Origin of the sequence: Kitasatospora sp. NPDC059646 (genome assembly GCF_042734615.1) — a bacterium.
Classification (GTDB): Bacteria; Actinomycetota; Actinomycetes; order Streptomycetales; family Streptomycetaceae; genus Kitasatospora.
The window spans coordinates 182,498-205,833 of sequence record NZ_JBHWDS010000001.1 but is presented as its reverse complement, the minus strand read 5'-3'; the positions used below and the strand labels follow the sequence as shown (position 1 = coordinate 205,833).

Below are 23,336 nucleotides of genomic sequence, written 5' to 3'. Positions count from 1 at the left end.
GGTCAGCCCGCGGCGGGGCCGCTCCAGCCCGCCGGGACGTGGCCGAGGCGGACCCGCTGCGGGTGGTCGCCGACGTCGACCCCCGACGTGGGCAGCCCGGTGGCGAAGTCGATGACGGTGACCCGGTCGGCGCCGCTCTCCGAGATGATGCAGGACTTCCCGTCGCCGCTGACCGTCGCCCAGTACGGCTTGGACGCCGGCACCAGCGGCCCCTCCTGGAGGGTCGCCCGGTCCACCACCGTGGCGTAGTCGTCCATCGTGCCCGCGACGCAGAGCCGGCCGCCGTCCGGGCTCATCGACAGGCCGTGGTGGCGCGAGTCGTTGACCCAGGTGGTGCGGTCCTCGCTGGTCGCGGGATTCTTCGGCAGCGTCTTGACGCGGGTGATCCGGTCGCTCGCCACGTCGTACTCCACGAACCCGTTGAAGAAGGAGACCTGGAAGTACAGCGTCCCGCCGTCCGGGGCGAACACCGCCGGCCGCACCGCGTTGGACAGGTCGGAGCGGCCGACGGCGTCCAGCCGCTGGCGCATGTCGATGGTGCGCACCGTCCGGAAGGTGTCGGCGTCGACGACCGTGATGTGCCGGTCGCCCTTCGTCCAGTCCAGCCACGGCGCGTCCAGGGCGGTGGTGACCTCGCCGATCGACATGTTCCAGATCTGCCGGCCGCCGTCCGTGTACAGGTTCTCGTGCGGCTTGTCGCCGGCGGCGAACGAGCCGAGCAGCCGGCCGGTGGCGATGTCCAGCACCTGCACGGTGTTCGCGGTGGACGCGGAGACCACCACCCGGGTGCCGTCCGGCGACAGCGCCATGTGGTCGGAGCGGTAGCCGTCCACCGGGAAACGCCAGTTGATCCGACCCGTGGCCAGATCGACCGAGACCACGTCGGCGAAGCTCGGCCGCGAGACCACCAGCGCGGAGCCGTCCGGCGTGGTGTACATGTCGTCGACGAACTGGTCGTGGCCCTCCCCGGGGCCCAGCCGCACGCCCAGGAAGTAGGCCAGCTTCACCGGGTTCAGGGCGATCTCGGCCAGCCGCTGGTCCTTGTCCGGGACGACGTTGACCCGGCCCACCCGCGCCAGCGCCCCGCGCGAGGTCACCGCGTCCGCCGTGCCGTCCCAGTTGTTGCCGACGAACAGCACCTCCCGCAGACCGTCGGCCGCGGGGGTCGACGCGGCCGCCGCGTCCGGGGCGGCCGCACCCGCCCGGGCCACCGCGCCCGGACCGGACACCGCCAGGACACACACCGCCGCGACGCCTGCGAGGCGACTCGCACGTCGAGAGCGCCGGAACGGGGAACGGGACATCACGGCTCCTTCACGCGGACAGGCCAAGGGGGAACGCCCGGAGACCGGCGCCGGGACGCGCCGTGGCGCGGGCGTTACTCGACAGTAGGGAGGTGGGCCGGGGCTGACAAGACATCGGGAGCGAACTGGGGCCGTGGAAGCGGGAGTTGAGGTCCACGCGGGTGGTGGCCGGCGGTCCCGCCGCCCGAGGCCGCCCCGGGCGGCGGACCGGTCCGCGCCGCAGCTCCCGGAGGCGACGGCCGCGGCCGTCGCCTCCGGCGGCGCCGCGTCGGCGTCCTCGGCCGGGACGACCCGCGCGCCCCGCCGCCGGAGCGTCGCCGACCCGCCCCGCCGACCGCCGTCAGGAGCACCTCGGAACGGGATATAGGCTGGTCGGGCAGCGGTTCGCCCCCGTCCGACCAGGCCGGGCGCGTCGCAAGAGGGAACCTGGTGCGAGTCCAGGACTGCCTCGCAGCGGTGAGCGGGAACGACCGCCGTCACACGCACTGGGCCCGACCGGCCCGGGAAGCGACGGCCAGTAGGAAGCCCCCCACGGGAGAGGGCCCGCGAGTCCGAAGACCTGCCGCCGCCCGCAGCGCCCACCGGCGCCGCGGCCCGAGTCGCAACTCGCGAAGGAGAGTTGACGTGGCAGACCAGACCGCGACACCCGTGATGACCGCCGCCAAGCCCGCGGAGGCGTCCGAGGTCACGCTCGCGCACATCATGAGCGAGCACGACACCAACCTGTACGGCACCATCCACGGCGGCGTGGTGATGAAGCTCATCGACGACGCCGCCGGCGCGGCCGCCGCCCGGCACGCCGAGGGCCCGGCCGTCACGGCCGCGGTGGACGGCATGTCCTTCCTCGCCCCCGTCCGGGCCGGCGACCTGCTCACCGCGCACGCCGAGCTCGAACGGGCCGGCCGTACCTCGATGACCGTCCGGGTCAGCGTCACCGCGCAGCGCTGGAACGCCGCCGCCGGCCCGGTCACCGAGGTCGCCACCGCGCGGCTCACCTTCGTCGCCGTCGACGCCGACAGCCGCCCGCGGCCGGTCCCGGCGCTGCTCCCGGCGGAGCCTGCCGCGACCGCCTGACGTCCTGTCACCGTCCGGGCCCCGGAGCGCCGATCCCCTTCGGTGCTCCGGGGCCTGCGGTCTACGTGATCACTCTCACGTCGAACAAACCGCCGCATTTGCGGCGGCGTGAGATCGACATGTTCCGTTCAAGCTCCGCTTACCCCACCATGGCAGCGTGTGCCCGCCTACGCGCGTAGCGCACCCCATGGTTCCTGTGGTTCGAGGAGATTGACAGATGATCAGAACGTGGAAGGCCGCCCGCCCGCTGGCCCTCACCGCCGCCGCCCTGGTGGCCGCAGCCGGAGCGAGCGCCGTCCCGCAGCACGCCACCGCCGCCACCCCCAAGACCACCACCGCCGCGGCCGCCGCCGCCACCCCCAAGCGGGTGCTCTTCGACAACTCCAAGGCGGAGACCGCGGGCAACGCGGACTGGATCATCTCCACCAGCCAGCCCGACCCGCTGGCGCAGAACGCCAACCCCACCGGCGAGACCAGCTGGACCGGCGCCATCTCCGCCTGGGGCGTGGCCCTGCAGAAGACCGGCAACTACAGCCTGAAGACCCTGCCGGCCGGCAACACCATCACCTACGGCACCGGTGGCGCGCTCGACCTCGCCAACTTCGACGAGTTCGTGCTGCCCGAGCCCAACGTGCGGCTCAGCGACGCCGAGAAGACCGCCGTGATGAAGTTCGTCCAGAACGGCGGCGGCCTGTTCCTGATCTCCGACCACACCGTCAGCGACCGCAACAACGACGGCTGGGACTCCCCGGCCATCATCAACGACCTGCTGACCACCAACAGCGTCGACAACACCGACCCGTTCGGCTTCTCCGTCGACCTGCTGAACATCACCACCGACAACCCGCGGGCGATCACCGACGCCACCGACCCGGTGCTGAACGGCTCCTTCGGCAAGGTCACCGGCTCGATCATCCGCAACGGCACCACCTTCACCCTCAAGCCCGCCGACAACCCCAACGTCAAGGGCCTGGTCTACCGCACCGGGTACAGCGGCAACACCGGCGCGGCGTTCGCCACCTCGACCTTCGGCAACGGCCGGGTCGCGATCTGGGGCGACTCCTCGCCGATCGACGACGGCACCGGCCAGTCCGGCAACACCCTGTACAACGGCTGGAACGACCCGGCCGGCACCGACGCCGCGCTCGCCCTCAACGCCACCGCCTGGCTCGCCCAGGGCGGCTCCACCGGCAACACCGGCTCGGTCTCGCTCACCAACCCGGGCGCCCGCACCGCCACCGTCGGCACCGCGACCAGCCTCCAGCTGTCCGCCACCGACACCGCCGGCGGCACCCTGGGCTACGCGGCCACCGGCCTGCCCGCCGGACTGACCGTCAACTCCGCCACCGGCCTGATCAGCGGCACGCCCACCACCGCGGGCACCTCCACGGTGACCGTCACCGCCACCGACTCCACCGGGCCGTCCGCCACCGCCACCTTCACCTGGACGGTCGCCGCGAGCGGCGGCAGCACCTGCACCGCCGCCCAGCTGATCACCAACCCCGGCTTCGAGACCGGCTCCACCTCCGGCTGGACCGAGACCAACAGCGGCGGCTCCAGCACCATCAACAGCAGCAGCAGCGAGCCCGCCCACAGCGGCAGCTACGACGCCTGGCTGGACGGCTACGGCGCCGCCAACACCGACACCCTCGCCCAGACCGTCACCCTGCCGACCGGCTGCAGCAGCTACAACCTCAGCTTCTGGCTGCACATCGACAGCGCCTCCTCGGCCACCACGGTGTTCGACACCCTCGCCGTGACGGCCAACGGGACCACCCTCGCCACCTACAGCAACACCAACGCGGCCAGCGGCTACCAGCAGCGCACCTTCAACCTCGCCGCCTACGCCGGCCAGACCGTCACCCTGAAGTTCACCGGCACCGAGGACTACACCAAGCAGACCTCGTTCGTCCTGGACGACATCACCCTCAACGTGTCCTGACCCCACCCGGAGACCCCCGGGCCGGCCCCACCCGGCCCGGGACTTCGCGGCCGCGCACGGGCGGACCCGCCGCGCTGCGCCGCCGGATGATTCTCCTTTACTCCCCGATTACTTCCGTTCTGGAATCCAGGCCGCTTTGTGAAGGTCTTGCCATGAGGATCTTGGCCTTCCTAGACTGCGGCAGCCATGGCTGGTCGCGTCCATGCCACAGGCTCGGAGTGGGGGTCGAGGTGAAACGTTTCCGCCTGCTCGTCGCGGGTAACGCGGTTTCCGCGTACGGCAGTTATCTCAACATGGTCGCGCTCAACGTCTTCGTGTACCACCTGACGGGCAGTGCCCTGACGGCCGGCCTGTACATGGCGGTGCGGCTGCTCACCAGCGTGGCGTCCGGAGTCGTCGCGGGCGCACTCGCTTCACGGATTCCGCGCAAACGCCTGATGGTGGGGGCAGACCTCACCCAGGCGACCGCACTGGTCCTGCTGCTGCTGGCACCGTCGGGCGCGCGGGTCGCGCTGCTGTTCGGACTCGCGGTCGTGGCCGGCGCCTGCTCGACCGTCTCCGGGGTGTCGCTGCGCAGCGCGGTCCCCGAGATCGTCGGCGCCGACCTGCGGACCAGGGCCAACAGCCTGCTGGCGACCGGCCGTTCGCTGGCGATGGTGGCCGGGTTCGGCTCCGCGAGCGTCATCGTCGCCCAACTCGGCTACCGCTGGGCCTTCGCCCTCGACGCACTGACGTTCCTGGTCTCGGCGAGCGTGCTGCTGTCGCTGCCGATCCGCACCGAGGCCGCGCGGGCCGACGACCCGCCGGCACCCGCCGCCAAGGCGAAGGACGGCGGCGGACGGTGGGCCACCGTGGTGCTGCTGCGGTCGATGCCCGTCGTCGCCGTGATGGTCCTGGTCCGGGCGGTCGACGGCCTCGGCTCCTCGTCCCACAACGTCGCCCTGCCGATCTACTCCGACGCCCTCGACCACGCCCACCCGGCCGCGTTCATCAGCCAGTTCTGGGCGACCTGGGCGATCGGCAACATCGCCGTGCAGCAGATCCTCTCCCGCTGGACGTCCCGCACCGGCCGCAGCCCGGGGGAGCGGGTCTTCGCCCTGGGCGCCTGCGTGATGTCGGCCGCGTTCATCCTGGTCTTCGCCGGCCTGCCGACCGCCCTGGCGGTCGTCGTCGCCCTGCTGGCCGGCATGGCCGACGGGCTGACCGAAGTCGCCTACGTCTCCCGGCTGCAGACCGTCCCGGACGCGCAACGGGCCCGCGTGTTCGGCCTGTCGGCGTCGGTGGAGAACCTCGGCTTCGGCCTCGGCATGATCCTCAGCGGCGTACTGCTGGAGCACTTCTCCCCCCTGCGGGTGGTCGGCGGCTTCCACGGCCTCGCCATCGTGCTCTGCGTCGGATTCCTGCTCCTGCTGGTGCGGGGCGCGGCCACCCGACGGGCCGCCCCGGCGCCGGCCGGCGACCCGGTCCCCGCGTCCGAAGGAGAACGGGTATGACCACCCCCGCCGACCGCCGGGTCGCCGTCATCGGCGTCGCGCTGCGCCTCCCCGGCGCCACCACCCCCGACGCCTTCTGGCGGGTGGTGCGCGACGGCGAGGACCGCGTCCGGCACTTCACGGACGACGAACTCGCCGCCGCCGGGATCCCGCCCGAGAAGTACCGGGCACCGGACTTCGTGGGCGCCAGCGCCGTCCTGGACGGCGACATCTCCCAGTTCGACGCCGCGTTCTTCGGCATGAGCGGCCGGGAGGCCGCCTGCACCGACCCGCAGCACCGCCTCTTCCTCGAAGTCGCCTACCACGCCCTGGAGAACGCAGGCTACCCGCGGGAACGCCCGGGCACCCGGATCGGCGTCTACGCCAGCACCGGCTACGAGCTGTACTCGCTGCAGACCTACCTGATCAACAACGTGCTGCGCGGAGCGCTCGCCGAGGACTGGCTCTCGCGCCTGCAGGTGCTGATCGGCAACTACCCCGACTTCACCGCCACCCGCGCCTCCTTCCGGCTGGACCTGACCGGCCCCGCCTTCAACATCCAGACGGGGTGCTCCAGTTCGCTCGTCGCCGTGCAGACCGCCGCACAGGCCGTGCTGTCCGGCGAGACCGACCTCGCGCTCGTCGGAGCCGCGGCCATCCACACACCGCAGGTGCTGGGCTACCAGTACGTCAAGGGCTCGATCCTGTCGAAGACCGGCCGGGTACGGGCGTTCGACGCGGCGGCGGACGGCACGGTCGGCGGCAACGGCGTGGTGGCGGTCGTCCTCAAGCGGCTCGACCGCGCCCTCGCCGACCGGGACACCGTCCACGGCGTCATCAGCGGATGGGGCGTCAGCAACGACGGCGCTGCCAAACACACCTACACCGCGCCCAGTGCGGCCGGCCAGCAGACCGCGATCCGCAGGGCGCTGGAGACGGCCGGGATCGGCGCGGACGAGATCGGCCTGCTGGAGACCCACGGCACCGGCACGCTCAAGGGCGACCCGATCGAGTTCGACGGCGCCACCGCGGCGTTCCGCGTCGACACCGACCGCACCGGCTACTGCGCGATCGGCTCGACCAAGTCCAACATCGGCCACCTGGACGTGGCTTCGGGCCTGGTCGGCCTGATCAAGGCGATGCTCGCGGTGCGCCACGGGGTGATCCCGCCGATGGCCAACTTCCGGAGCCCCAACCCGGGGATCGACCTCGCCGCCAGCCCCTTCTACATCCCCCGCGAGGCCCGGCCCTGGCCGCGCGACGGACGCCCGCGCCGCGCCGGCGTCACCTCCCTCGGCGTCGGCGGCACCAACGTCCACGTCCTGCTGGAGGAGCCGCCGCCGACCCCCGCGCCCGAGGACGGCGCCCACCCCGTTCCCGGCGTGCTGCTGGTCTCCGGACGCGACCCGCAGGCGCTCACCGCGAACGCCCGCGCCCTGCGCACCCACCTGCGCCGGCACCCCGACACGTCGATGCCCGACCTGGTCACCACCGCCGCGCTCGGCCGCACCCACGGACGCCACCGGCTCGCCGTGCGCGGCGAGAGTCCGGCGGCGCTCGCCGACGCGCTCGACCGCTGGCTGACCGGAGCGGCCCCGGCCGCCGGCGGGCGCGGCCCGGTGTGGTCCGGCCTCGCACCGCGCGAGGGCGGGCGGCCGGTCGGCTTCCTGTTCGCGGGCCAGGGCAGCCCGTTCCGCGGCATGGCCGCACCCTTCGACCGGAGGTTCCCGGCGGTCGCGGACGTCCTCGACGCCTGCGAGGCGCAGTACCGCCGGGAGTACGGCACGCCGCTGCTGGACGCGTTCCGCACCGGCCCGGAAGCCGACGGGACCGAGACCTGGCCGACCGCCACCGCGCAGCCCGCGCTGTTCGCCCTCCAGGCGGCGCTCACCCGCCTGTGGGAGCAGGCCGGGGTGCGGCCCGCGGTCGTCGCCGGACACAGCGCCGGGGAGTACGCGGCCCTGGCGGCTGCCGGGGCGCTCACCGTGCCCGACGGGCTGCGGCTCACCGCCGAACGCGGCCGGCTCATGCAGGCCTGCCCGCCCGGGGCGATGGTCGCCGTCGCCGCCGACCGCGCCACCGCGGACCGGCTCGCCGACGAGGTACCGGGGTTGGAGGTCGCCGTCGCCAACGGCGAGCGCTCGCACGTCCTGGGCGGACCGGTCGAGGCGGCCGAGAAGCTGGTCGCCCTGCTCGCCGAACGCGGCATCCCCGGCGACCGGCTCCCGGTCGACCGGGCCTTCCACACGGCGCTGACCGAACCGGCGCTCGACGCGTTCCGCAGCGTCCTGGAAGGCACCGCCTTCCGGCCGCTGACCGTCCCGTTCGTGAGCGGGCTGGACGGCCGGATCCGCCCCGTGGGCTGGGTGCCCGACGCCGACTACTTCCTGCGGCACGCCCGCGAGCCGGTCCGGTTCGACGCCGTGCTCGCGACGCTCGGGGCGCACGCCGACGGCGAGCCCGTGCTGCTGGACCTCGGCCCGCACCACACGCTCGGCGGCCTCGCCGGGCGCGCCCTGCCGCACGCCACCGTCGCCTCGGCGACCCGCCGCGGCGCGGGCACCGACCCCCTCTGGTCCGCGGCCGCCGCCCTGCACTGCGCAGGCGCGCCCGTGGACTGGCACCACCTGCTGGACGGCACCCCCGGCGGCCGCATCCCGCTGCCCGCCTACCGCTTCCAGCGCCGGCACTACTGGACAGGCCCCGCACAGACGATCAGCACCTTCGGTGAACCTACGGAAGACGAGGACGCAGTGGAACTGAGCAGCACGGGCACGGTCACCGCCGACGACGTACGCCGCCGCATCGTGGAAGTGACGGTCGAGCAATTCGGCGCGGATCCGGGGGCGGTGACCGACGACACCTCCTTCTTCGACCTGGGCGCCGACTCGCTGCAGCTGATCCACCTGCTGCGGCTCATCGAGCAGGAGCACCAGGTGAAGGTCGCGATGCGCGAACTCTTCGAGGAGGCCGGAACGCCGCGCCTGCTGGCCGAGCTGATCGTGGGCCGGCTCCCGGGCGCCCCGGCTCCCGGGCAGACCCCGGTGGCCGCGCCCGCGCCCGTCGAGCCGGTCGTCGCCGAGCCGGTCGAGCCGGTCGTCGCCGCGCCCGTCGCTCCCGCACCCGCCGCCGTCGTGGCCGCCGCACCCGTCCCCGCCGCTCCGGCCGCGGCCCCGGTCTACGCGACGCGCCAGGAGGTCGAGGACCTGGCCCGCCAGATCCAGCAACTCACCCAGATCCAGCTGCAGATGATGACGCAGCTCGCCGAGCTGGTGTCCCGTCAGCTGGCTTCCCTCCCCGCGGCCGGTGGCCGATGAACGCGCCGCAGCCGGACGGCCTCGCGGCCGTCACCGCCGCCGCCGACGGCGACCTCGCCGCGATGGCGGAGCTCTCGCGGCGGATCTCCGCGCAACTGGCCGGGACGGTCCCGGCGGCCCCGTCCGGCGCCGCACCGCGGATGCACGGGCCGCGGGTGGCCGTCGACCGCGCGTCCGGCATGGTCAGCGGCGCCGGGCCCGACTCCCGCAAGCGGCACCTGGACGACCTCGTCCGCCGGTACACCGCGAAGACGCCCACGTCGAAGGAGCTGGCGCAGCGCCACCGCCGGGTGCTGGCCGACAGCCGGGCCGTGGTCGGCTTCCGCTCCAGCACCAAGGAGATGCTGTACCCGATCGCGGCACGCGGCGCGTCCGGCGTGTCGATCACCGACATCGACGGCAACCGCTACACCGACATCACCATGGGCTTCGGCGTCCTGATGTTCGGGCACGAGCCGCCGTTCGTCCGCGAGGCGGTGCGCGAACACCTGTCGCGCGGCGTGCAGTTGGGGCCGCGCAACGCCGAGACGGGTGAGGCCGCCGAACTGCTCGCCGAGATCACCGGCATGGAGCGGGTGGCGTTCGCCAACTCCGGGACGGAGGCCAACTCGGCGGCGATCCGGCTCGCCCGCGCCGCCACCGGGCGCCGGAAGATCGTGACGTTCCACGGCTCGTACCACGGCCACGCGGACAACGTCCTCGGCCGCGCGGCGGGGAAGGGCGAGGAGCGCTCCACCGCCCCCGTGTCGATCGGCATCCCGGACAGCGCGGTCGCCGACCTGCTCGTCCTCGACTACGGCGACCCGGCCTCGCTGCGGATCATCGAGGAGCAGGCGCAGTCCGTCGCCGCCTGCATCATCGAGCCGGTGCAGAGCCGCCACCCGTCCCTGCAACCCGTCGAGTTCGTCCGGGAGTTGCGCGCGCTCACCCGGCGCCACGGGATCGTGCTCATGTTCGACGAGATGCTCACCGGCTTCCGCCCGGCGCTGCGCGGCGCGCAGGAGCTGTACGGCGTGACGCCGGACCTGGCCACCTACGGCAAACTGCTCGGCGGCGGTTTCCCGATCGGCGCCATCGCCGGCCGGGCCGACATCATGGACGGCGTCGACGGCGGGTACTGGAGCTACGGGGACGCCAGCTACCCGCCGGGCGAGACCACCTTCTTCGGCGGCACCTACATCCAGCACCCGGTGTCGATGGTCGCGGCCCGCGCCGTCCTCAGCCACCTCAAGGCGCAGGGGCCCTCGCTCCAGCAGCGGCTCAACAGCCGGACGGACCGGTTCGCCGCCGAGCTCAACGGCTTCTTCGAGGCCGAGGAATTCCCGCTGCGGCTCGCGCACTTCGGCTCGATGTTCCGCTTCGAGCACCGCGCGGACATGGAACTGCTGTACCACCACCTGCTGCTGCGCGGAGTGTTCGTGTGGGAGTGGCGGAACTTCTTCCTGTCCACCGCGCACACGGACGAGGACCTCGCCGTGGTCACGGACGCCGTGCAGGGCTCGCTGCGCGAGCTGCGCGACGCCGGATTCTTCCCGACCACCCGCACCCGCACCCCGGCGGCCACCCCGGCCGCCCCGGCCACCCCCGCGCCGGCCCGGACTCCGGCACCGGTCGGCGCGATGCCGCTCTCCGCCCCGGCCGCCGCCCCGGCCGCCCCGGCCGCCACCCCGGCCCCGGCTCCCGCCACCCCGGCCCCGGCTCCCGCCACCCCGGCCCCGGCCGTCCCGGCTCCCGTCAGCACTCCTGTCCCGGCCGCCGGCGGGGCCCGCCCGGCCGGCCCCGACTTCGGCATCTACTTCTTCGGCGACTACCCGGAGGAGGAGGCCCCCCGCCCGGACAGGTACGCCACGATCCTGGAGACCGCCCGCTTCGCCGACACCCACGGCTTCCATTCGCTCTGGATGCCCGAACGCCACTTCCACTCCTTCGGCGGCCTGTTCCCCAACCCCGCCGTGCTCGGGGCGGCCCTCGCCCGGGAGACGGAACGCGTCCGGATCAACGCCGGCTCGGTCGTCCTGCCGCTCCACGACCCGATCCGGGTCGCCGAGGAGTGGTCGATGGTGGACAACCTCTCCGGCGGCCGGGTCGGCATCGGCTGCGCGAGCGGCTGGAACGCCAACGACTTCGTCTTCTTCCCGGACCGGTTCGGCCGCCACAAGGAGTCGATGTTCGAGCAGCTCGCCGACGTCCGGGCGCTGTGGCGCGGCGAGGCCCTCAGCCGCACCGTCGGGGACGGCAGCGAGGCCGCGATCCGGCTGTTCCCGCGTCCGGTGCAGGACCTGCCGCCGATGTTCACGGCCGTCGTCGGCAATCCGGCCTCCTACGAACTGGCCGCCCGCCACGACCTGGGCGTCGTCACCAACCTGATGTCCCAGAGCATCGACCAGCTGCGTGACAACATCGCCCGGTACCGTCGCGCCCGCGCCGCCCACGGCCTCGACCCGGCCGCGGGACGGGTCGCCGTCCTGCTGCACACCCTGCTCGGCGACGACCACGACCGGGCGCGGGAGGCGGCGTTCGAACCGCTCTCGCGGTACATGAGGGCCTCGCTCTCGCTGTTCGGCGGGGTGACCAACAGCCTCGGGTACAACGTCGACCTGTCGTCGCTGAGCCAGGACGACCAGGAGGTGCTGTTCGCCCGCGCCTACCGCCGCTACTGCGACGACCGGGCGCTGATCGGCACCCCCGACACCGTGGCCCCCGTGGTGGACGCCGTCACCGAGGCCGGCGTCGACGAGATCGTCGCACTGGTCGACTTCGGCGTCCCGGAGACCGCCCTGCGGGCCGGCCTGCCCCACCTCGACGCGCTGCGCCGCTGCTACGCCGCCCGCCGCGCCGCGCCCGTCCCGGCACCGCCCGGGGGGACCGGCGCGGGCGAGCCGGAGGCGTGGCAGCACCCGCTCTCCTCCGGCCAGCAGCGGATCTGGACGCAGGAGCGGATCATGCCGGGCGGCACCGCCTACAACGAGTCCAAGGCCCTCCTGCTGGACGGCCCGCTGGACGTCCCCGCGCTCCGGTCCGCCCTGCGGTCGCTGGTGGCCCGCCACGAGAGCCTGCGCACCGTCTTCCGCGAGGCCGGACCGGGCGAGCCCGTGCAGGTCGTCCTGCCCCCGCACGAGCCGGACTTCGAGCTGATCGACCGATCGGCCGCCACCCCGGCCGGGGCCGACCCGCACGCCGCCGTGCAGGACGTGCTCGACGCGGAGAGCGCCCGCCGCTTCGACCTGGCGGACGGCCCGCTCTTCGTCACCCGGCTGGTGAGGCTCGCCGAGCAGCGCCACGTCCTGGTCCTCTCGCTGCACCACATCGTGGTGGACGCCGAGTCGGCGTCCGTGATGACCCGCGACCTGTCCGCCTTCTACCGCGCCGCGACGGCCGGCCGGACCGTCCCGGACGGCGAACTGCCCGCGCTCACCCGGTCGTACGCCGACCACGCCCGGGCGCAGCGGGCCGCCGCCGACAGCCCCGGGACGTCGGCCGACCTCGCGTACTGGCGGAAGGCCCTCGGCGGCGACCTGCCGGTACTGGACCTCCCCACCGACCGGCCCCGCCCCCCGGTGATGACCTCGGCGGGCAGGGCCGCGTTCCGCACCCTCGCCCCCGAACTCTCGGACGGGCTGCGGAAACTGAGCCGCAGTCGGCGGGCGACGCTGTTCATGACCCTGATCGCGGGCTACGCGGCGCTGCTGCACCGCCTCACCGGCGACCGGGACGTGGTGATCGGCACGCCGATCTCCGACCGCCCCGAGGGCTCGGAGGACCTGGTCGGATTCTTCGTCAACACCCTGGCGCTGCGCGTCGACCTGTCCGGCGACCCCGACTTCGCCACCCTCCTCGACCGGGTGCGGCGCACCGCGCTGGACGCCTACGACCACGCCGCCGTCCCGTTCGAGGCGGTGGTGCGGGAGCTGGCGCCGAGCCGCGCCACCGACCGCACACCGGTCTTCCAGGTGCTCGCCGAGTTCGAACGGGACGAGCCGTTCCGCCTCGACCTGCCGGGCGTGCGGGCCACCGCCCTGGACGCCGGGCCCGACAAGGCCCTCACCGACCTGTGCGTGTACTTCACCGACGGCGGCCCGGCCGAGGGCATCCGCTGCCACCTCGAGTACAACACCGACCTGTTCGACCCCGCGACGATCGACCGCTGGTTCACCGCCTTCGCCGACATCCTGCGGCAGGCCGTGGCGGACGCCGCGACGCCGCTGTCCCGCCTCGGCGCCACCACCGCCCCGGCGGCGGCCGACGGCCTCCGCGGCCCGGTCCGCGAGGTGCCCGACACGACCGTGCACGCCTGGGTCGCCCGGCAGGCGGCCCGCCACCCGGGCCGCGCGGCCGTGGTCGACGGCGAAACCGTCCTCACCTACAGCGAGTTGGAGCGACGGGCGGCCCGGCTCGCCGCCGCCGTCCGGCACCGGCTCGGCCCGCCCGAGCCCGGGGTGCACCGGCCGGTCCCGCTCTGGCTGGACCGCTCGCCCGACCTGGTCGTGGCGATGCTCGCCGTCCTCAAGGCCGGCCACGGCTACGCTCCGATCGACCCGGGCCTCGGGCTCGCCCGCGCCAACGCCGTCCTCGCCGACTGCGCCTCGCCGCTGCTGCTGACCACCGGCGACGCGGCGGCCGGCCTCGACCTGCCCGCCGGGGCCACCGTGCTCGACGTCAACGACCCCGGCAGCGCCCCCGCCCTCACCGCCGCCGACGACACGGCGACGCCGTCCTCGCTCTGCTACGCGCTGCACACCTCCGGAACGACCGGACGCCCCAAGGGAGTCGCCGTCCCGCACCGCAACCTGGTGGCGTTCTGCCAGTGGCACCACCGGTACTTCGCGACCACCTCCGAGGACCGCACGGCACTGCTGTCCAGCGTCGCCTTCGACGGATCGCTGATGGAGATCTGGCCGACCCTCACCGCGGGCGCCACCCTCGTCGTCGCCGACGACGAGACCCGCAAGGACCCGCTGGCGCTGGCCCGCTGGTACACCGTGCACGGCATCACCTTCTCCTTCCTCACCACCGCCTTCGGCGAGGCGCTGATCGGCCTCGACCAGCGGCACCGGCCGCCGCTGCGCCACCTGGCCGTCGGCGGCGACGTGCTGCGGGTCCGGCCGCACGCCTCCGCGCCGTACCGGGTCACCAACGTCTACGGGCCGACGGAGGCCACCGTCCTGTGCACGGTGGCGACCGTCGCACCCGAGGGCGCCGAGAGCGGCCCGATCCCGATCGGCCTGCCCGTGGACAACGTCCGGGTGCGGCTGCTGGACCCCGACGGCCGGCCGGTGCCCGACGGGACGCCCGGCGAACTGCACGTCGCGGGCGCCGGAGTCGCGCTCGGCTACCTGAACCGGCCGGAGGAGACCGCCGCCCGGTTCCTGCCCGACCCGGAGGGCGGCCCCGGAGCGCTCGCGTACCGCACCGGCGACCTGGTGCGGCGCGACCCCGCCACCGGACTGCTGGAGTTCTGCGGACGCGTCGACGACCAGGTGAAGATCCGCGGGTTCCGGGTCGAACCGGGCGAGGCCACCGCACAGCTGCGCCAGGTGTGGGGCGTGCGGGACGCCGCCGTCGTCGCCCGCCGCGACGCGCGCGGCGACGCCTTCCTGGCCGGCTACGTCGTCCCCGCCGAGCCGCTGGACGGCGACGACGCGACGGCCGCCGCCCAGCGCACCGCCTTCGCGGTGCTGACCGCCGGGGCGCTCGGCCGCCGGGTGCCGGAGTACCTGGTGCCGCGCGTCTGGGCGGTCCTGCCGCGGCTGCCGCTCACCGGCATCGGCAAGCTGGACCGCGCCGCCCTGCCCGAACCCGACATCACCGTTCCGACGACGCCCGCCCCGCAGGCGCCCCCCGCGCCCGGGGCGGTGGACCCCCGCCCGACGCGGACCCTGGAGCGGGTGCGCGAGCTGTGGGCGGCCGAGTTCGGCCTCGACGCGCAGGCGGTCGACCCGCACGCCTCGTTCTTCGCCCTCGGCGGCCACTCGATCACCGCGATCCGGCTGGTGAACCGGGTCCGGGAGGCCCTCGGAGTGGACGTGCCCGTCACCCGGCTCTTCCAGCAGCCCACCCCGGCCGCGATGGCCGCCTTCGTGGACGCCGCCGGCGGCGCACCCGCACCGTCGCCGCTCCCGACCGCCGCCCCCGACCGCCCCCCGCTCACCGTCACGCAGGCACGGTTCGTCGACCGGATCGGCAAGCTCCCGGTGCCAGAGGTGTTCAACGTCGCGCTGCGTCTCCTCCTCACCGGCCCGCTGGACGTCGCCGCGCTCCACACCGCCCTCACCGGACTGACGGAACGCCACGAGTCCCTGCGCACCCGGTGCGTGCGCGGCGAGCGGCCCGAGGACTGGTGGCAGGACGTCCTGCCCGCCGCACCGGTCCGGCCCCCCGTCGAGGACCTGAGGGGCCTGCCCGAGACCGAACGGGAGGCGGAGCTGTCCCGGATCAGCACCGAGGCGGCCAGGCACCCGTTCGACATCGCGGCGGGCGCCCACCCGGCGATCCGGCTGGTGCGCACCGGCGAGGAGTCCTGGGCGCTGGTGTTCGTCATGCACCACTCGATGTGCGACGGCTGGGCCGTCAGCCTGCTGCTCAAGGAGCTCGCCGCCCTGTACCGGGCGGCGGTGACCGGTGAGCCGCACGGCCTGCCGCCGGCGACCCAGCAGACCGCCTACGCCCGGTCCGAGCAGGCCCGCGGCCAGGCCGACCGCGAGGACGACTACGCCTACTGGGAACGGCAGTTGAAGGACGCACCGCCCTTCACCCACGACCTCCCGCTGGACCGGCCGCGCCCCGAGAAGCTCAGCGGCCTGGGCCAGGTCGCCCAGTTCACGGTGCCGTCCGACGCGCGGCACCGGGTCGAGGAACTGGCCAGGCGGCTCGGCACCACCCCGTTCGCCGTCACGGTCACCGCCCTCGGCCGCTTCATGGGAACCCTCAACGGCCGCGACGACCACCTCGTCCAGGTCGCGTACGCCAACCGCGCGCGCCGCGAGGAGGAGACGCTGCTCGCCTGCACCGTCAGCTCGATGCTGCTGCGGCTGCGGACCGCATCCTCCACGCCGTTCGCCGACCAGGTCCGCGAGACCGCCCGCACCGCGGCCGAGGCCCTGGAACACCTGATGCCGCTGTCCGTCATCGGCCCGCGCCTGCGCGAACGCGGCCTGTCCGACGTCCCCGACCGGCTCGACCACGGCTTCCAGTACCAGAGCTCGCTGGAGACCGACATCGACCTGCCCGGCCTCACCGTCCGGGTCGAGGACCTCACCATCCCCGCGGCCCGCAGCGAGTTCAACCTCGGCCTCGTCCCCGCGGGCGACGTCTACGCCGGCTACCTCGAGTACACGACCGACCTCTGGGACGCCGAGACCATCGACTCCTGGACCGGCCGCTACACGGCCCTCCTGGACGACCTCGTCACCCGGGCCCTGTCCGACACCCCGGCCGGCGGGTAGCTCGGCGGAAAAAGCGGAAGACCCCAGGGGAACCTGGGGTCTTCCGGCTGGTGTCCGAGGGGGGACTTGAACCCCCACGCCCGATAAAGGGCACTAGCACCTCAAGCTAGCGCGTCTGCCATTCCGCCACCCGGACCGGGTGTTGTCTCCGCGGGCTGTTGTCCCGCGCTGACATGGACAACAGTAGCAAAGATCGCCTGCGAGTCCCAAAACCGGGGGCGGCGGGGTGGACGGGGCTTCGAAAGCGGGGGGTGTCGGGCACCCGCGCCCTTGGGGTGCGGCGGGTGCTGGGGGAGGATGGCGGAATGGCGCCCGCGGCCCCCGGCCGGCCGGGGCGGCGCGGACCGCAGCCGCGCCGGGCGGGCCGAGACAAGGTGGGAGCGATGAGTGTGGGCACCGAGCACCGGGTGACAGCCGAGTCGGAGGTCGCCGAGATCTGCCGCGACCTGATCCGCATCGACACCAGCAACTACGGCGACGGCTCGGGCCCGGGGGAGCGGAAGGCGGCCGAGTACGTCGCCGAGCAGCTCGCCGAGTTCGGGCTGGAACCGCAGATCTTCGAATCGGCGAAGGGCCGCGCCTCCACGGTGGTGCGGATCGAGGGCGAGGACCGCTCCCGCCCCGGGCTGCTGATCCACGGCCACACCGACGTGGTGCCGGCCAACGCCGACGACTGGACGGTGCACCCGTTCTCCGGGGAGATCACCGACGGCTGCGTGTGGGGCCGCGGCGCGGTCGACATGAAGGACATGGACGCGATGACCCTCGCGGTCGTCCGCGACCGGCTGCGCACCGGCCGCAAGCCCCCGCGCGACCTGGTGCTGGCGTTCCTCGCCGACGAGGAGGCCGGCGGCACCTACGGCGCCCGGTTCCTGGTGGACCGTCACCCCGAGCTGTTCGAGGGCGTCACCGAGGCGATCGGCGAGGTCGGCGGCTTCTCCTTCACCGTCAACGACCAGGCCCGGCTGTACCTGGTCGAGACGGCGGAGAAGGGCATGCACTGGATGCGCCTGACCGTCGAGGGCCGGGCCGGCCACGGCTCGATGGAGAACGACGACAACGCGATCACCGAACTGTGCGAGGCGGTGGCCCGGCTCGGCCGGCACCAGTTCCCGCTGCGGATCACCAAGACCGTCCGGGCGTTCCTCGACGAGCTCTCCGACGCCCTCGGCGTCCGGCTCGACCCGGAGGACATGGACGAGACGCTCCGGGTGCTCGGCGGCATCGCCAAGATGATCGGCACCACCCTGCGCAACACCGCCCAGCCGACCATGCTCGGCGCCGGCTACAAGGTCAACGTGATCCCCGGCCAGGCCACCGCGCACGTCGACGGCCGCTTCCTGCCCGGCTACGAGGAGGAGTTCCTCGCCGAGCTGGACAGCGTGCTCGGCCCGCGCGTCAAGCGCGAGAGCCTGCACTACGACAAGGCGCTGGAGACCAGCTTCGACGGCGCCCTGGTCGAGGCCATGCAGACCGCGCTGCGCGCCGAGGACCCGATCGCCCGGGCCGTCCCCTACTGCCTGTCCGGCGGCACCGACGCCAAGTCCTTCCAGGACCTGGGCATCCGCTGCTTCGGCTTCGCCCCGCTCCAGCTCCCGCCGGACCTGGACTTCGCCGGCATGTTCCACGGCGTGGACGAGCGGGTGCCGGTGGACGGCCTGAAGTTCGGCGTCCGGGTGCTCGACCGCTTCATCGACCTGTCCTGACGCCGGATCGGCCCGCCCTGGCGCCGCGCTGCGGCGGCGGGTGGTCGGCCCCGGCGACGGCCCGGGCGAGTATGAGAAACAGCCCAGCATCAAAGCTGGACAGCTGGAGAGATGGCGATCATCTGTTCGCTTGATCACTTCAACGGGTGAATGTCGGCCCGGCCCCGCATCCGCGGCGCCGGGCCTTCGTTCATCCGGATGCAGCCCGGGGGAACGGGCTGGAAGCGACCAGGAGGAACAGACAGATGAAGGCCAAGAAGATCGCCGCCGTTGCCGCCGCCACCGGTGGACTGCTGCTCGCCGGTGCGGGTGCCGCCTCGGCGCACGCGACCGCGGAGGGCGCTGCGGCCGGCTCCCCGGGCGTGCTCTCCGGCAACGTCATCCAGATCCCGGTGCACGTCCCGGTGAACGTCTGCGGCAACACCATCAACGTGATCGGCCTGCTGAACCCGGCCTTCGGCAACAGCTGCGCGAACGCCTGATCAACCCGGGCCCCCGCCCCCGCGCGTCCCTGTCGACGCGCGGGGGCGGACGCATGTCCGGGGGCATTTCCGGAGGAATTCCGGACGGGCCTCCCGGTGGTTTTCCGGCAGCTTCCCCGTGCGGGTGAACGTCGCGGTTCCCGGCATACCGCCAAGCTCACCCGATCGGATGAACTGACTGCATCCGGCTCAACCTTCACCATTCAACGTCGTTGAAGGTAGTGCTGCCGCAAATGCGGCACTGAATTCCGACTATCGGACCGATGAGCGGTTCCGGCGGATGGAATTCAGAAATCGCCGGATGTCGGTTCATCAGTCCACCGGACAAGAAAACAAGGGGAGTCAATGCGACAGGTCGCCAGGAAAGGCCTCCTCACGGCCATGGCCACCGGCAGCGTGCTGGCCTCGACCGCGGGCTACGCCTATGCCACCGCCGATGCGCAGGGCGTGGCCGCCAACTCGCCGGGCGTCGCCTCGGGGAACGCGGTGCAGGTCCCCGTGGAGCTCCCCGTGAACGCGTGCGGCAACACCATCAACGTGATCGGCCTGCTCAACCCGGCGTACGGCAACGACTGCTCGAACAGCAGCCCGGCCGCCCAGCACGGCAGCACCGCCGGCTCGGGCACCAGCGGCTCCGGCACCGAGGGCTCCGGCCACGGCGGCCCCGGCTCCGGCTCCGACGGGTCGGGCACCGGCGGCTGGGGCCACCCGGGCTCCGGCGGCTCCGGCGGCTCCGGCGGCCCGACCGGCTCCACGGGCTCGGACGACACCAAGTCCGGCTCCCCGGCCGGTTCCGGCGCCACGGCGAGCGGCACCACCGGCAACTCGCCGGGCGTGCTCTCGGGCAACCAGGCGCAGGTGCCGGTCTCCGCCCCGGTCAACGCCTGCGGCAACTCGGTCAACGTGGTGGGCATCGGCAACCCGGCGTTCGGCAACGAGTGCGCCAACGTCCCGGCGCCCGAGCAGCCCCCGACGCCGCCGTGCACCGGCGAGGAGTGCCCGCCGGTCGGCCCGCCGACCACGCCGCCCACCACCCCGCCCACGACGCCGCCGACCACCCCGCCCGGCAAGGTCGTCGTCCCGCCCCCGCCGGCCGAGGTCCGGGGCGTGCACGGCGAGCAGCAGCTGGCCTCCACCGGCGCGTCCGGCCTGGAGGTGCTCGCCCCGGCCGGCTTCCTGATGCTGCTCGCCGGCGGCGTGCTGTACCGCCGCTCCCGGGCCGTCGGCCGCCACTGACCCCGGCCCCCGAGGAGGCCGCAGCCCGCGGGCCGCGGCTCCCGACGGAGCAGGAACGCCCGCGCCCGGGCGCCCCGTCACGCGATGCGACGGGGCGGCCCGGGCGCGGGCGTTGCGCGCTACCAGGTGGAACGGACCTGCCGGATGATGCGCCGCTTCAGTCGGACCGTCCGGCTGCCGTCCGGGTACAGCCGGAGCCGGTCGAGCTCCCACTGCCCGTACTCGGCGTGGTCGGTGAGGAGTTGGCGCGCGGCGTTGCGGGAGGTGCCGCGCGGCAGCCGAAGCGACTGGTACTCGTACTCCGGAAGCCGGACCGGTTTGGTAGGGATCAAGACCTCTCCTCCGCTGCTGTGCTGCCTGCAAGCCTACGGCGCGCCGCCGGCCGGCGGCCGGCGCGGGTGCGACCCGCCCCAGGTGGCGGGGACGAGCCTCGCCCCGCCCGGAGCTGACCGTCAATCAGTTTTCCCTTCCGGTACGGATACCCGCCCCGGGCCGCGCCGATGCGCGTACGGCCGACCCGGCGCGGACCGGCGGCGCGGGTGCGACCGGCGCGCGGAGCGCCGCCCCCGGGCCCGTGGAAAGTGCGGTGACAGAAAGGGGCGGAACGGACATCCAGGGTGAACTTGCCCGGTTTTCACGGCCGGAGGTGACAACCGCTGTGCGTGTCGTCGCCAGGTGGGGATAGCGTCTGCACCATGTCTGATGCCGCGCAGCTGACCATCACCGAGGTACGGGCCGCCGCCGAGGCGGTCAAGGCCGCCATCGACCGCCACCTGCAGGCGGTTTCCAGCTCCACCGAGCCCGGCGATCCGGTCGTCGTCCACGCGTACGAGGAGCTCGCGGCGGCCGCCATCGCCTACGACCAGATCCTGTACGAGGTCTACGACGAGGTCACCCCGTTCGAGATTCCGGGCGACGAGTCCGGGACGGGCTACCAGGGGCCCGAACAGCCCGAGGCGATCAGCGTGCTGATCCGCCGCGACTACCTGGTCGCCGACCCCAAGCGCCTGCGCGCCCAGGCCGAACGCGTCGACGACACGCTCACCCCCGGCGGGGGCGGCGACGCCGAGGTGACCGCGGCGATCGGCGTGCTGTTCGGCGAGTACGAACCGGACGAGATCGCCGCCCGGGCCGAGGAGTTCGGCCTGGAGGAGGGCGACTCCACGCTGTGGGTGTCGGCCGCCGAGCCCGCCGAGCCCGGCGAGTGGCTGCCCGAGCCGTTCGACGGCGCCGACCCGGAGCTGCTGATCTGCCGCTTCGACGTCAGCGAGGTCTACGACGACGAACTCGACGACTGACGGACGACCCGCGCAGGGCACCCGCCGCAGGGCCCGGGACGGCGAGCCGTCCCGGGCCCTGCGGCACACCGCGGGCGGCGGCTACTGGTCGGTGAGGACCGACCGCAGCCGGGTGGTGCGGGGCGCGGCGGGCCGCTCGGCGACCGCCTGGGCGAGCGCCGGGCCCGCCGCGTGGACCACCGACAGGTGCCGCTCGGCCCGGCCGAACGCCGTGTACACCCACTGCCTGGTCAGCTGCCCGGCCGCGTCCTCCGGCAGCACCACGACCACCGCGGGCCAGCGCCGGCCGACCGCCTGATGGGCCGTCACCGCCCAGCCGTGGCGCAGCCTGGCGGCCTGCTGCGGGGACAGCGTGAGCCGCCCGCCGTCGGCCAGCTCCAGGTGCAGGCCGGCGGCGTCGCCGTCCAGCACCCGCGCGGGCAGGTTGACGCCCAGCGCGGGGGAGTGCACCACCCGGTCGCCCGGGTCGAAGCCGCCGAACCGGCCCGGGCCGGGGTTCAGCCGGGCCTTCGCGGCGGCGTTCAGCGCCCGGGTGCCGGCCGGGCCGCCGTGACCCGGGGTGATCAGCACGGTCTGCTCGGACGGGATCGACAGGGCGCGCGGAATGGAGTCGGTGAGCAGCTGCACCGCGCGGTGCACGGCCTCGCCGCCGTCCTTGGCGGTGAGGATCACCACCTCCTTGTCGGGGGCGTCCACCGGCTGGAGCTCGCCGATGCCGATGCCCGACACCAGCTCGCCGATCGGCCCGAAGTCCGGGGTGCGCGACGCCACCGCCGGGCACGCCTTCGCGGCCAGCAGGTCGGCGAAGAACCGGCCCGGGCCGGCCGACCACAGGCCGCCCGGGTCGCCGGAGAGCACCAGCCGGGTGCCGTCCGCGAGCGCCTCCAGCAGGGTGGCCGCGGTCTCCACGTCCAGCAGCGGCGCGTCCAGCACCACCAGCACGTCCAGCGGCAGGGTGCCGTCCACCGCGCGCGGCAGCTCCGCGCCGCCGCCGTACAGCAGTTCGGCCAGCGTGCCGATCCGGCCGGCGGCGGGGGAGCCCTCGGGCAGCAGCGCGGCCAGCGAGTCCCGGCCCTGGCCGGTCCAGGTCGCGGCCCACACCCGCAGGCCGAGGCCGGCGGCGGCGTGCAGCAGCGCGGCCGGCTCGGCGCGGGCCGCCTCGCCGCCGGTGTGCAGCACCAGGCCGGACGCGGCGGCGGTGCGCACCAGCTCCTGCGCGGACCGGGACGGCGCGGCCGCGGCCGCCGCCTCCCACGCCGCCGGGCCGGGCTGCCCGGGCGCGGCCGGGCCGTCGGCGGCCGGACTCCCGTCGGGCGTCCCGCCCTCGGACGGCTCCTCCGCGCCTTCGTCCGCGGGCTCCTCGGCGTCCTCGCCCGGGGCGAAGGTGGAGAGCAGCCGGACCAGGCCCTCGCCGAGGCTCTCCTCCGCGAGCGCGAGGCGCTCCAGCGCGAGCAGCGTGCGGACCGGCGGCTCCTCGTCCTCGTCGTGGCTGCCGGGCGGCATCGGCAGCTCCTCCTGGAACGGCATCACCCGCCCGTCGACCAGCACCGCCTGGAGAGCGCCCGCCGGATCCGGCACGTGCTGGGCGCGCAGCGCCTCGGAGACCTCGCCGAGCTCCTGCGCGGAGTGCCCGCGCAGCGCGGCCTGCTCCAGCAGCCACGACACCAGCGCCTGGGCGCGGCGCGGGTCTCCCGGCCGGGCCTCCGGGCCGAGCAGCCCGCGGGCGAAGCCGTCGGCGTGCTCGGGGCGGACGCCGGGCAGCGCGAGCACCGCCCACGGGTCCTCGCGCAGCAGCTCGGCGGCGCCCTCGCCGAGCTCGGCGACCGCCGCCGGGGCGAGCTGCGCGGGCGCGCCGCCGGCCGCCAGCACCTCGGCGACGGCGCCCAGCGCGGCCTGCCGCTGGGCGTCGGAGGCCGGGCCGTCGGCCCGCGGCGCGGGGGCTGACGGGCCGTCGGCGCCGCTCTTGCCGACGGCCCGGATCGCTTCGGCGAGGGCGGCGACGGTACCGGCGTGCTGCTCGGCGGCCGGGGCCGGGCTCTCCTCGGGGGTGGTCATGCGGAAGG

The 23,336-nt window shown here is 74.3% G+C and carries 12 protein-coding genes, 1 tRNA gene and 1 riboswitch; of the genes, 9 read left to right on the top strand and 4 right to left on the bottom strand.

Annotated elements, in window-relative coordinates; translation table 11 throughout:
* Positions 1-2: 2 nt before the first annotated feature.
* Positions 3-1,304: a YncE family protein gene (locus ACFV1L_RS00925; RefSeq protein WP_380361707.1), complete on the bottom strand. Its 1,302-nt coding sequence runs from the start codon at positions 1,302-1,304 to the stop codon at positions 3-5.
* Positions 1,305-1,720: 416 nt separating this feature from the next.
* A riboswitch (cobalamin riboswitch) is annotated at positions 1,721-1,865 on the top strand.
* Positions 1,866-1,928: 63 nt separating this feature from the next.
* Here ACFV1L_RS00925 and ACFV1L_RS00920 point away from each other — a divergent pair.
* From ACFV1L_RS00920 to ACFV1L_RS00900, 5 genes are all read left to right on the top strand, one after another.
* On the top strand, positions 1,929-2,378 hold the full coding sequence (locus ACFV1L_RS00920; protein ID WP_380361705.1) for an acyl-CoA thioesterase: 450 nt from the start codon (positions 1,929-1,931) through the stop codon (positions 2,376-2,378).
* Between the two features lie 217 nt (positions 2,379-2,595).
* A complete protein-coding gene (locus ACFV1L_RS00915) occupies positions 2,596-4,320 on the top strand; it encodes a putative Ig domain-containing protein (RefSeq protein WP_380361703.1) in 1,725 nt (574 codons plus the stop codon).
* Positions 4,321-4,550: 230 nt separating this feature from the next.
* Entirely contained in the window at positions 4,551-5,813 is a 1,263-nt protein-coding gene (locus ACFV1L_RS00910) for an MFS transporter (protein ID WP_380361701.1), read from the top strand.
* A complete protein-coding gene (locus tag ACFV1L_RS00905; RefSeq protein ID WP_380361699.1) occupies positions 5,810-9,109 on the top strand; it encodes a type I polyketide synthase in 3,300 nt (1,099 codons plus the stop codon). The genes ACFV1L_RS00910 and ACFV1L_RS00905 overlap by 4 nt, the downstream gene beginning before the upstream one ends.
* Positions 9,106-16,551 (top strand): MupA/Atu3671 family FMN-dependent luciferase-like monooxygenase, encoded by a 7,446-nt coding sequence (locus ACFV1L_RS00900; RefSeq protein WP_380361697.1) that lies wholly within the window; start codon positions 9,106-9,108, stop codon positions 16,549-16,551. Before ACFV1L_RS00905 ends, ACFV1L_RS00900 begins: the two co-directional genes overlap by 4 nt.
* Before the next feature lie 48 nt (positions 16,552-16,599).
* On the opposite strand, the gene ACFV1L_RS00895 is transcribed toward ACFV1L_RS00900, so the two are convergent.
* Positions 16,600-16,687, bottom strand: a tRNA-Leu gene (locus ACFV1L_RS00895).
* A 247-nt stretch (positions 16,688-16,934) separates the two neighbouring features.
* Between ACFV1L_RS00895 and ACFV1L_RS00890 the strand changes: the two genes are divergently transcribed.
* The 3 genes from ACFV1L_RS00890 to ACFV1L_RS00880 all read left to right on the top strand — a co-directional run bounded on the left by ACFV1L_RS00890 (position 16,935) and on the right by ACFV1L_RS00880 (position 19,975).
* On the top strand, positions 16,935-18,257 hold the full coding sequence (locus ACFV1L_RS00890; protein WP_380361696.1) for a M20/M25/M40 family metallo-hydrolase: 1,323 nt from the start codon (positions 16,935-16,937) through the stop codon (positions 18,255-18,257).
* A 245-nt stretch (positions 18,258-18,502) separates the two neighbouring features.
* Entirely contained in the window at positions 18,503-18,739 is a 237-nt protein-coding gene (locus ACFV1L_RS00885; protein ID WP_380361694.1) for a chaplin, read from the top strand.
* A 381-nt stretch (positions 18,740-19,120) separates the two neighbouring features.
* On the top strand, positions 19,121-19,975 hold the full coding sequence (locus ACFV1L_RS00880; RefSeq protein ID WP_380361692.1) for a chaplin: 855 nt from the start codon (positions 19,121-19,123) through the stop codon (positions 19,973-19,975).
* 119 nt (positions 19,976-20,094) lie between these two features.
* Here ACFV1L_RS00880 and ACFV1L_RS00875 read toward each other — a convergent pair whose 3' ends face one another.
* On the bottom strand, positions 20,095-20,304 hold the full coding sequence (locus ACFV1L_RS00875; protein ID WP_043912690.1) for a DUF5703 family protein: 210 nt from the start codon (positions 20,302-20,304) through the stop codon (positions 20,095-20,097).
* A gap of 366 nt (positions 20,305-20,670) precedes the next feature.
* Between ACFV1L_RS00875 and ACFV1L_RS00870 the strand changes: the two genes are divergently transcribed.
* Positions 20,671-21,273, top strand: a complete 603-nt coding sequence (locus ACFV1L_RS00870; protein WP_380361690.1) for a hypothetical protein — start codon at positions 20,671-20,673, stop codon at positions 21,271-21,273.
* Positions 21,274-21,354: 81 nt separating this feature from the next.
* On the opposite strand, the gene ACFV1L_RS00865 is transcribed toward ACFV1L_RS00870, so the two are convergent.
* Positions 21,355-23,328, bottom strand: a complete 1,974-nt coding sequence (locus ACFV1L_RS00865) for an ATP-binding domain-containing protein (protein WP_380361688.1) — start codon at positions 23,326-23,328, stop codon at positions 21,355-21,357.
* Positions 23,329-23,336 lie beyond the last annotated feature (8 nt).

Excerpts from the sequence above, each read along its gene's own strand:
- ACFV1L_RS00865 (WP_380361688.1), bottom strand. The coding sequence starts at position 23,328 with ATGACCACCCCCGAGGAGAGCCCGGCCCCGGCCGCCGAGCAGCACGCC.
- ACFV1L_RS00905 (WP_380361699.1), top strand. The coding sequence starts at position 5,810 with ATGACCACCCCCGCCGACCGCCGGGTCGCCGTCATCGGCGTCGCGCTG.
- ACFV1L_RS00870 (WP_380361690.1), top strand. The coding sequence starts at position 20,671 with ATGTCTGATGCCGCGCAGCTGACCATCACCGAGGTACGGGCCGCCGCC.
- ACFV1L_RS00925 (WP_380361707.1), bottom strand. The coding sequence starts at position 1,304 with ATGTCCCGTTCCCCGTTCCGGCGCTCTCGACGTGCGAGTCGCCTCGCA.
- ACFV1L_RS00880 (WP_380361692.1), top strand. The coding sequence starts at position 19,121 with ATGGCCACCGGCAGCGTGCTGGCCTCGACCGCGGGCTACGCCTATGCC.
- ACFV1L_RS00885 (WP_380361694.1), top strand. The coding sequence starts at position 18,503 with ATGAAGGCCAAGAAGATCGCCGCCGTTGCCGCCGCCACCGGTGGACTG.
- ACFV1L_RS00900 (WP_380361697.1), top strand. The coding sequence starts at position 9,106 with ATGAACGCGCCGCAGCCGGACGGCCTCGCGGCCGTCACCGCCGCCGCC.
- ACFV1L_RS00915 (WP_380361703.1), top strand. The coding sequence starts at position 2,596 with ATGATCAGAACGTGGAAGGCCGCCCGCCCGCTGGCCCTCACCGCCGCC.
- ACFV1L_RS00890 (WP_380361696.1), top strand. The coding sequence starts at position 16,935 with ATGAGTGTGGGCACCGAGCACCGGGTGACAGCCGAGTCGGAGGTCGCC.